The sequence below is a fragment of the Kitasatospora sp. NPDC047058 genome, from assembly GCF_040643935.1.
Taxonomy (GTDB): domain Bacteria; phylum Actinomycetota; class Actinomycetes; order Streptomycetales; family Streptomycetaceae; genus Kitasatospora.
Window position 1 is genome coordinate 1 of the sequence record NZ_JBEYVJ010000306.1, and the last position, 8,687, is coordinate 8,687.

The window sequence follows — 8,687 nt, forward strand, 5'->3', positions numbered from 1 at the left end:
AACGACCGCTACCCGGTCGGTACCCCGGTGACCGCCTACCCCGGTGTCCGCCCCGAGCACCCGGCCTACTCGGCGCTCGACGACCACCGCCTGGAGACCCGCACCCGCAGTGCCGCCTGGACGCTCGGCCACGGCGAACCGGTCGTCGCCGTCGAGGGCTACGCGGGCGGCATCTCCCTGGAGCACATCGACCTGCGCACCGAGGAGACCGCCCGATGAGCACCCAGCCCCAGCCCGCCGACGACCGCCTCGCCAACGTCGAGGCCCTGATCGACGCTGCCGAGACTCGCCCCCTCACCACGTGGGAGGCCGAGGAGGTCCGCTCCGCTCCCCGGGCCGTCCGCGGGAACCAGCGCGTCGGCGCCCGCCGCGAGGCCCGCATGCAGCGCTACCTCACCGCCTGGCGCTCCGCCCGCACCCGCGCCCGGCACCTCCGCGACGAGAACAGCATGTGGCGTCGCACCGTCACCTGGACCGAACAGGTCCGCGACCGCGCCATGGAGGACGCGCGAACGCTCCACGTCGAACGCGACGCCCTGGTCGCCCGGGTCCGGGAACTGGAGGCCGCCCTGGCCGCGATGACCGACCTTCGGGACCGCGCCCTCGCCAAGCAGGACGAGCTCCGCGCCGAGCGCTGGCCCGCCCACTTCGGCACCCCGCACGCCAGCATCGGCGACGCCGTCGGCCACGCCATGGCCCACAACGCCCGACTGGCCGCCGCCGTCCGCAACGCCCAGGACGGCCCCCAGCGGCCCGCCTGACAGCCCCGCAGCACGGGACCGGACCCCCGGAACCCCGCGCCCACGACAAGCCCACAGACGCCCGCACAGCCCCGTCACACACCCACCACGGAGAACCTGATGCCCAAGCGCACCGCCCGCGCCGAGATCGAGCGCGCGTTCCACGTTAGCTTCAAGCTCCCCGAACAGGCCGCTCAGCTCCTCGACGCCTACCGCGCCGAGGTGCTCACCGAGGCCCGCGCGTTGATCGTCGCCGCCTCGAACGACCGCCTCGACGCGATTGACGAGGACGACCGTCAGCCCAGCGACTGGGAGCGCCACGAGGAGTGGTGCACCGCCGCCGACGTCCTCAAGAACGCCGCGGAGGGCGCCCGGTGACCGCCACCCCGCCGCCGGCCAGCCTTGCCGAGCGCATCGACGCAGCGATCCGACCCGCCATGCTCATCGGCCTCCAGGACGCCGAGCTGTACGACGAGCCCGGCCGCGAGCGCATCGGGGAGTGGGCGGACTTCATCACCTCGTGGGTGCTGGCCGTGGTGCAGCCCGAGCTGGACCGGCTGGCCCGTGAGAACCACTTCCAGCTGGAGTCCCTGCACCGCTGCGAGGACGACATCACCCGACTCCGCACCGAACTCGCACAGCGCGATGAGGTCATCGACCGTCTCCGTGCCGAGATCCTCGCCCAGGGCGACGCCATCGTCCGCCGTCGCGACCAGACACTCGCCGAGGCCGCCCGGCTGATCGAGTCCGCATGCCTTGGCGGCGGCTGCGGCGACTGGGGCCGCTGCACCTGCGACGCCAACATCGGCGTGCTCAACGCCGCCCGCACCCCGACCAGCTGAGGACCCACCATGACTCTGACCGTGACGGACTTCTTTTGTGGCGCTGGCGGCTCCAGCCAGGGCATGCACAACATCCCCGGCCTCCGGGTCGCCACCGCCGCCAACCACTGGGACCTCGCCGTCCGCACCCACCAGGAGAACTTCCCCGACGTCCGGCACGACTGCGCCGACATCTCCCAGATCGACTTCCGCCGCTACCCCCGCACCGATCTCCTCTGGGCCAGCCCGGAATGCACGAACCACTCGGTGGCGAAGGGCGTCAAGCGCGGCGCCGACATGCAGCCCGACCTGTTCGGCGAGGTCCTCCCCGAGGAAGCCGCCGTCCGCTCCCGCGCCACCATGTGGGACGTCCCCCGCTACCTGGAAGCCATGTCGCTGCGCGGCCGGCCCGTCCTCGGCGGAGCCGTCGAGAACGTCGTCGACGCCCGCAACTGGGCCCTGTTCGACGCCTGGCGCATGGCCATCCGGGCGCTCGGCTACGACATGCGGATCGTCTACCTCAACTCAATGCACGCCCGGCCCCGGTTCGGAACGCCGCTCGCCCCGCAGTCCCGCGACCGCATGTACGTCCTGTACTGGCTCAAGGGCAACCGCGCCCCGCAGGTCGAGAAGTGGACCCGCCCCGACGCCCTGTGCCCCGAGCACGGCCGCGTCCAGGCCGTCCAGTCGTGGAAGAACCCCGCCCGGGAGTGGGGCCGCTACCGCGCCCAGTACGTGTACCGCTGCCCCGTCGCCGGCTGCTGGAAGGCCGTCGAACCGTGGGCCCTGCCGGCCGCCGCCGCGATCGACTGGACCCAGCCCGGGCAGCGCATCGGCGACCGCACGAAGCCCCTCGCCGCGAAGACCGTCGCCCGGATCCGGGCCGGCCTGGCCAAGTACGCCCGCCCGCTGGCCGTCCCCGTCGAAGGCCGCGAGGGCAAGTCCGCTGCCCCGGTCGACGACCCGCTGCGGACCATGACCACCCGCAACGAGACCAGCCTCGCCTGGTTCGAACCGTTCCTCGCCGAGCTGCGCGGCGGCGGCTCCGACCACCGGCCGGCCTCCGACCCGCTGGCCACCGTGTGCGCGTCCGGCAACCACCACGGCCTGGTCCACCCCGAGGCGATGGCCGCCCCCGTCGGCGGCACGTGGAACGACGAGGCCCGCCCGGTCCGGGAGCCGGCCCAGGGCCGGACCACCGGCGAGACCAAGGGCCTGCTCGTGCCGTACTACGGCACAGGCACCGCACGCACGGTCGAGGAACCCGCGAGCACCGTCACCACCGTCGAGCGCCACGCCCTGGTGACCGCCGAACTCGCCGTCGAGGAGTGCCTGTTCCGGATGCTCACCCCGCGCGAGATCGGCGCCGCCATGGCGTTCGGCTCCGACTACACCGTGCTCGGCAACAAGCGGGAGCAGGTCCGCCAGTACGGCAACGCCGTCACCCCGCCGGCCGCCGAGGTCCTGATGAGTGCCCTCGTCGAGTCCATCACCGGCGAAGACCTCCAGCCGGCCGTCTGACGCCCCGCCGACCGCCCGTCACCGCCGCCCGCAACCCGCGGGCGGCGGCCCAACCCAAAGGAGACCCCGTGGCCACCATCTACGCCGTCGCGAACAGCAACGGCCCCTACACCGCACACATGAGCCTCGCCCTCGCGCAGGCCGCCGTCGAACTCGACCAGCGCCGCTACTCGCCCAACGCCGAACACCGCTGGGACGAGGAACCCGGCGCCCGCGACACCCGCATGTGGCAGCTCAAGACCAAGGGCCTGACCGGCCGGTGGGCCAAGGTCTACATCGCGATCCACGAGCTCCCGCTCGGCTGATACCCGCCCGCCGGCCTGCCGTCACCCGGCGGCAGGCCCCCACCCGAGGAGACCAAGGTGCCGTTCAACGTAGGCGACCCCTGGAGCCTGGAGGACACCCTCCGCGAACTCTGCCACGGCGACCCCTGCAACCCGATGTTCCCCGGCGACCCCGACAGCCACAACGACGACTGCCCTGCCTGGGCCTACACCTCCGAGGAGAGCCGGTGACCGACCAGCCCGCCGACCTGCTCACCACCGCCGCCAACCGGCTCCGTGCCGCCGCCACGCTCTACGGCGACCCGGGCCCCTGGACCATCCACCAGGGGAACGGCTTCCTCCGCGTCGGCCCCGCCGTTGCACCCCGCAGGGGATGGACGCCACAGCCCGGCGCCGACCTCCCCGAGGAGCGTCGCGACACCGCCGAGTACATCGCCCTGATGCACCCCGGTGTCGGCCTCGCCCTCGCCGACTGGCTGGAGACGTCCGCCGAGTACTACCAGCCCGGTGTCACCCACCCCACCCACGTCGTCCGTGCCCTCGCGGTGGCCCGCGCGGTGCTCGGCCAGGACGGCGGCCAGCCTGGCCCGGCCACCACCCACTGAAGGAGCACCACATGCAGCCCCGCATCTTCCACCTCCAGCGCGACACCGACATCACCGGCGTCTCCGGTACCGGCATCGTCGCCCACGGTGTCCAGTGGCCCGACGGCACCGTCACCATCCGCTGGACCGGCGACCGGCCCTCCACCGTCACCTGGGGCTCCATTGAGGACGCGGTCCACGTCCACGGTCACGGCGGCCACACCCGCATCGTCTGGGCCGATGGACAGCCCGAACAGGCTGTACCGCCGGTGGCCACGTTGCTCGACCTCATCGACAGCCTGCGCGACCCGGAGCCCTGCCGACTCGACCACCACGGTGACTGCCAGGAGCACTACTGGTTCGAGCCTGGGCCGTGCCCGCACGCGCGCGCCGCCGCGCTGTTCCCGGCCGAGGACGAGCCCACCGCGTGACCGTCAGCCCCTGGCTGGTCGTGGCCGGCGCCATCTACGGCGCCGGCCTCACCGCCACCCTCTACGCCCTCCACCCCTGGAGACGCACATGAACCCCAACCTCGTCGTCCTCGCCGTCTGCGGAACCGTCGCCGCCTACTGGGTCTACCGCATCGCCACCGCCCCGAGAACCCCCACGCCCGAGCAGCCCGACGAGATCGGCATCACCCCCGCCGCCGACCAGCAGCCCGCCATCCTCTGGGCCCGCTACGGCAACACGCTCAGCCGCCACCCCGTCCGCGGCACCCAACTCCCCACCGCACCCGGGGAGCCGCAGCAGTGAGCCGCCCCCTCACCGGCCTGCAAGCCGCCGTCCTCCAACTGGTCGCCGAAGGCTTCACCAACGCGCAGATCGGACACCGCCTCGGCCTCACCGAGGACGCCGTTGAGAGCCACCTCTCAAGGCTCCGCGCCAAGGTAGGCGCCCGCGACCGCGCCAACCTCGTCCACATCGCCTACCAGCAAGGCATTCTCGCCGCCGACATTCGGCGCCACGGCGACCACGCCGGCTACCGGCAGCACGAAACCCGCGGCGAACGGCCGTGCCCCGCCTGCCGTGCCGCCGAGACCGCCTACAAGAGAGCCATCCGCAACCGAGCCCGGAGCGCCGCATGATCCCCGAGCAGGAGACCTACCAGCAGCAACTCGCCCGCCACGTCCGCGAGCGAGACGAGCAGATCCGCGCCGCCGAGGACGAGCTCGGCCAGCGTCGTACGCAGGTCGACCAGCTCACCACCCGCGTCCAGTCCGCCGAGGCCGCCCTGGCCGCGACCCTTGAAGCGTGGGCCGCCATCATGCGGTCCGAGTCGTACGAGCGGCGCGCCCACCAGTCCACCATCGTTGAGGCCCGTCGGCAGGCAGCCCGCGCCGAGCAGGCCGAGGCCCGCATCGCCGCTCTGCAGGCGGCGTTCGACGGCGCCATGGAGGGCTGGCGCAACGAGTCGAGGATCTGGGCGACCAGCATCGCCGCCGCCCGGGCCCTCGCGGACACCCTGGAGACCGAGGAGGCCTACGGCGGCTACGCCGACGCGAACTGGGAGGCAGCGCGCCGGATCCGCGAAGTCCTCGACGGGGCCGCCACCAGCCCGGCGCCGACCCCGGCCACCGAACAGATCACCCTGCGGACTATCGGCTACTGGCGACCCGCCTGCCCCGACTGCGGTCGGAGCGCGCATGCGGCGTGGGGAACCTGCGACGAGGTCGCGGCCTTCGCCAAGCGCTGGCAGCAGCACCTCGACGAGAACGCGCGGCAGGCCGTGGCTGCAGCACCACGCCTCAGCGCCGCGTTCACCTGCGACCACCGCAACCCGAAGAAGCTCGGCGCCCGCCCGGGTGACCTCGCCCTCGTGTGCCAGTGCGGTGCCGTCGTACAGCCCGGCCTCCGGCCCGAGGCACGGCCGTGACCTGCCCCGACGACGAGTGGGATCCGGCCCTGCTCTTCGACGACGACAGCGAGGACTGGCCCCTCGACCTGCCGGCCCGGCCCATCCACGACGTCATCCCCGACCTCGCCCACTACAAGCCCTGAGGACCTCATGGACCAGCCCATCGCCGTCGGCGACATCCTCCACGGCTACTGCGGCGGCCGATTCGGTCGCGACCACTACACCTGCTGCACCGTCGAGGCGCTCGGCCCGGACTGGCTGGTCGCACGCAACCCACACGGGGAACTCTCCTTCGCCAGCGGCGAGGCAGACCTCACCGCGCTCCGCCGCTACAGGCAGCGGACGGTCGACTACGACGGCGTCCCCTGCTGCGAGGACCGCCCGGCCTGGCAGCAGTTCCCGTACGGCCCGCCCACCCACCGCCACTGACCCGCCCCACGCACGCAGACGGGGCGCCCCCACACCCACCACGGCCAGGGACGCCCCACCCGCCCTACCAGCCCGCCACCTGACCAGCGCCCGACCAGCCCGACGCCTGGCCGCGCCGACAAGCCCCTCCTGCTGCGCCCGGCCTACTGGTCGGGCGCTTTCGCGTGTTCGACGGGCTGGTCGTCGCCGCGCTGGTTGGCAAGGGCGTCAGCGATGAGCCAGGCGAGGGGTTCGGCGTCGGCGATGGGGAGGTGGCCGACTGGTTCGCCGTCGATGATCCATTTGAGGAAGACCCCGGCCTGGGGGCGTGCGGACTGGGAGAGGCCGGCGTAGACCTGGCCGGCTTGTCCGCGGGCTTCGGTCTCCAGGTTGAGGGGGATCAGTTTGGAGCGGTGGGCGCCGCCGCGGCTGCCGAGGGGCGGCAGGTCGGGGATGTCGCAGTACTCGGGGTCGCACCAGGCGGGGTGGAGGGTTGGGCTCACACAGCTAGGCTAGTCGAATCTGTGTTCGATTCAATGCCCCAGGTCGGCCACGCGGCGCAGCACCGTGATCCCGTCCCGATGCAGGACCACCTCGTACCGCACCCCCGGGTGGAAATAGGCGGGGTAGGCCATGACCGCGTCCCCATCGGGTCCGTCGGGCCATTCCTCGCGGTCGTTGATGATCCACTCCGGCGCCGGATTGCCTGGCGTGCCCATCCAGTAGACATCCGCGCGGGCCGCAAGGTGGGCGCCGATGCTGTTGCCTGCCTCGACGACCGCCCCGGGCTGGACCATGGTGACGACCTCGTCGCGGGTGCGGTCCGCCCTGTCGGGCCAGGCACCCGGACTGGTGAGGGCGGCGGGGCCGTAGGCGAGTGAGCACATGCAGGCGAAGGCGACCGCGGGCAGGGCGGTTGTGGCGCGGTCGGCGTACTGGCGCAGCGGGATGCTGGGTGACCGGCGGAGCCTGGTGGCGGCGTCCGCGGCGGCGAGGAACATTACCGGCATGGCGGTGGCGGAGTAGTGCGCTGTGGTGCCGTTGATGCCCGGATTGGCCGAGGCGAGGCGCAGCAGCAGGCCCGGGACAGCGGTGAGGGCGAGCGGGGAGCGTGCCGCCAGGGCGCCGGTGATGCCGAGCGTCCAGCCGAGCGTCTTCCAGGTCTGCAGGCGTACCGCGGCTTCGATGGGGGCGTGCCACCAGGGAGCGCCGGGGATCCGGTCCCAGTAGGGGTAGGTGCCGTCTGGGTTGTAGTGCGGGATGATCCACCAGATGGCTGCGGCGGTGGCGGCCAGGCCGGCGGTGGCGAGTGCTGCGCCCAGGATGCGCTGGCGGCTGGCGACGGCGATGTACACCCCGACTGCGGCGACGAACGTTGCGCCGAGGTCCTCCTTGACCAGGATGAGCGGCAGTGCCCAGCAGGCGGCGCGGGTCCAACGGCGACAGATGAGTTGCCTGCCGGTCATGGCGATGAGGGGGACGGCGAACGCTATCTCGTGGAAGTCCCAGTCGACGGCGCGCAGGATGCCGAAGCTGAGGCCGTAGGCGATGCCGATGCAGAGGCCGCGGGCCCGGCCGAGGAGCTGCTCGGCGGTGGCGGAGATGATGCCGGCTGACCAGGCCATGAGGGCTGCCTGGGCGACGAGGAGGGCGAGGGGGGTGGGGGCGATCCACCAGGCGGGGGCGAGGAGCGCGGTGATGGGTGAGAGGTGGTCGCCGAGGAGGTTGAAGCCGTCGCCTTTGACGGGCGCGATCGGGGCTTGGAGGTGGGCGTAGGCCTTGACGGCTTGGGTGAAGATGATCAGGTCGTAGGAGGGGCTGCCGTAGCGCTGGTAGCGGATGACTGAGGTGAGCGCGTAGATGGCGAACAGGGCCGCGGCGAGGGCGACGTGGGGTGCGTGGCGGCCGGGTCTTCGTATGGGGCGGGCGGGAGTTGGGCGTGTGGTGGTGGCCATTGGTGAACGGTAGCGGCCGGTGTGGCTGTGTGGGTTGTGCGCAGGATCTTGACTCTTCTTGATCGCGGGTTGATTCTGGCGACCCCCACCAGGGAGGAGCCCGCTTTGACCGACATGGCCGACTTCCAAGTGATCCGTACCAACGACATGCCGTCTTGCCCCCGCTGCGGCGAACCCGCGGCCATCTCCGCGCGTCTCCCGCTCGGCGACGGCATCGACCTGTTCCTGTGCCTGCGCTGCGACACCGGCAACACCCCGGCCGGGCGGCTCGTCGCGATCTTGGGCCTGCCCGAGGATCAGCGCCCGGCGGACCTGCTCCCCGACTTCGTCGTCGCCTGGATACGCGACGGCGCGGCGGCGCAGGGCTGGGTCTGGGTGCCCGGGCAACGCGAGCCGTAGGGAAACGGAACGGCCCCGCCGCGTTGGGCGGGTTCTAACGATCCCCGCAACACCCTGGAGTTCAGGGAGTTGCGGGGATCGTGGATTTCGGGGTGCTGAGGGCGAGGTTCTTCGAGGCGT

At 72.4% G+C, this 8,687-nt stretch carries 17 protein-coding genes; 15 read left to right on the forward strand and 2 right to left on the reverse strand.

The window, feature by feature from the left end; genetic code table 11:
• The 14 genes from ABZ885_RS30770 to ABZ885_RS30835 form a co-directional block, all read left to right on the forward strand.
• Positions 1-219 (forward strand): hypothetical protein (locus ABZ885_RS30770; RefSeq protein ID WP_360195738.1); only part of this gene is annotated, 219 nt, incomplete at its 5' end.
• On the forward strand, positions 216-761 hold the full coding sequence (locus ABZ885_RS30775) for a hypothetical protein (protein WP_360195741.1): 546 nt from the start codon (positions 216-218) through the stop codon (positions 759-761). The genes ABZ885_RS30770 and ABZ885_RS30775, both read left to right, overlap by 4 nt.
• A 99-nt stretch (positions 762-860) precedes the next feature.
• A complete protein-coding gene (locus ABZ885_RS30780; RefSeq protein ID WP_360195743.1) occupies positions 861-1,118 on the forward strand; it encodes a hypothetical protein in 258 nt (85 codons plus the stop codon).
• Entirely contained in the window at positions 1,115-1,582 is a 468-nt protein-coding gene (locus tag ABZ885_RS30785; protein ID WP_360195745.1) for a hypothetical protein, read from the forward strand. The genes ABZ885_RS30780 and ABZ885_RS30785 overlap by 4 nt, the downstream gene beginning before the upstream one ends.
• Positions 1,583-1,591: 9 nt before the next feature.
• Positions 1,592-3,082, forward strand: coding sequence for a DNA cytosine methyltransferase (locus ABZ885_RS30790; protein ID WP_360195748.1), 1,491 nt, complete (start codon positions 1,592-1,594; stop codon positions 3,080-3,082).
• Positions 3,083-3,150: 68 nt separating this feature from the next.
• Positions 3,151-3,387: a hypothetical protein gene (locus tag ABZ885_RS30795; protein WP_360195750.1), complete on the forward strand. Its 237-nt coding sequence runs from the start codon at positions 3,151-3,153 to the stop codon at positions 3,385-3,387.
• Between the two features lie 57 nt (positions 3,388-3,444).
• Positions 3,445-3,597, forward strand: a complete 153-nt coding sequence (locus ABZ885_RS30800) for a hypothetical protein (protein ID WP_360195753.1) — start codon at positions 3,445-3,447, stop codon at positions 3,595-3,597.
• A complete protein-coding gene (locus tag ABZ885_RS30805; RefSeq protein ID WP_360195756.1) occupies positions 3,594-3,971 on the forward strand; it encodes a hypothetical protein in 378 nt (125 codons plus the stop codon). Before ABZ885_RS30800 ends, ABZ885_RS30805 begins: the two co-directional genes overlap by 4 nt.
• An 11-nt stretch (positions 3,972-3,982) precedes the next feature.
• On the forward strand, positions 3,983-4,381 hold the full coding sequence (locus ABZ885_RS30810) for a hypothetical protein (RefSeq protein ID WP_360195759.1): 399 nt from the start codon (positions 3,983-3,985) through the stop codon (positions 4,379-4,381).
• Positions 4,382-4,469: 88 nt separating this feature from the next.
• Entirely contained in the window at positions 4,470-4,703 is a 234-nt protein-coding gene (locus ABZ885_RS30815) for a hypothetical protein (RefSeq protein ID WP_360195762.1), read from the forward strand.
• Positions 4,700-5,035 carry a helix-turn-helix transcriptional regulator gene (locus ABZ885_RS30820; protein ID WP_360195765.1) on the forward strand — a complete coding sequence of 112 codons (336 nt, stop codon included), beginning with the start codon at positions 4,700-4,702 and terminating at the stop codon, positions 5,033-5,035. Before ABZ885_RS30815 ends, ABZ885_RS30820 begins: the two co-directional genes overlap by 4 nt.
• The gene (locus ABZ885_RS30825) at positions 5,032-5,823 is read left to right on the forward strand and encodes a hypothetical protein (RefSeq protein ID WP_360195768.1); all 792 of its coding nucleotides are present in this window, start codon (positions 5,032-5,034) and stop codon (positions 5,821-5,823) included. The genes ABZ885_RS30820 and ABZ885_RS30825 overlap by 4 nt, the downstream gene beginning before the upstream one ends.
• Entirely contained in the window at positions 5,820-5,948 is a 129-nt protein-coding gene (locus ABZ885_RS30830) for a hypothetical protein (RefSeq protein WP_360195771.1), read from the forward strand. The genes ABZ885_RS30825 and ABZ885_RS30830 overlap by 4 nt, the downstream gene beginning before the upstream one ends.
• 7 nt (positions 5,949-5,955) lie before the next feature.
• A complete protein-coding gene (locus ABZ885_RS30835; protein ID WP_360195774.1) occupies positions 5,956-6,234 on the forward strand; it encodes a hypothetical protein in 279 nt (92 codons plus the stop codon).
• Between the two features lie 143 nt (positions 6,235-6,377).
• On the opposite strand, the gene ABZ885_RS30840 is transcribed toward ABZ885_RS30835, so the two are convergent.
• Both ABZ885_RS30840 and ABZ885_RS30845 read right to left on the reverse strand, forming a co-directional pair.
• Positions 6,378-6,716, reverse strand: a complete 339-nt coding sequence (locus ABZ885_RS30840; protein WP_360195776.1) for a hypothetical protein — start codon at positions 6,714-6,716, stop codon at positions 6,378-6,380.
• Positions 6,717-6,746: 30 nt separating this feature from the next.
• Entirely contained in the window at positions 6,747-8,168 is a 1,422-nt protein-coding gene (locus tag ABZ885_RS30845) for a DUF2079 domain-containing protein (protein WP_360195779.1), read from the reverse strand.
• Positions 8,169-8,282: 114 nt separating this feature from the next.
• Between ABZ885_RS30845 and ABZ885_RS30850 the strand changes: the two genes are divergently transcribed.
• Positions 8,283-8,567: a DUF6300 family protein gene (locus ABZ885_RS30850; protein ID WP_360195782.1), complete on the forward strand. Its 285-nt coding sequence runs from the start codon at positions 8,283-8,285 to the stop codon at positions 8,565-8,567.
• Positions 8,568-8,687 lie beyond the last annotated feature (120 nt).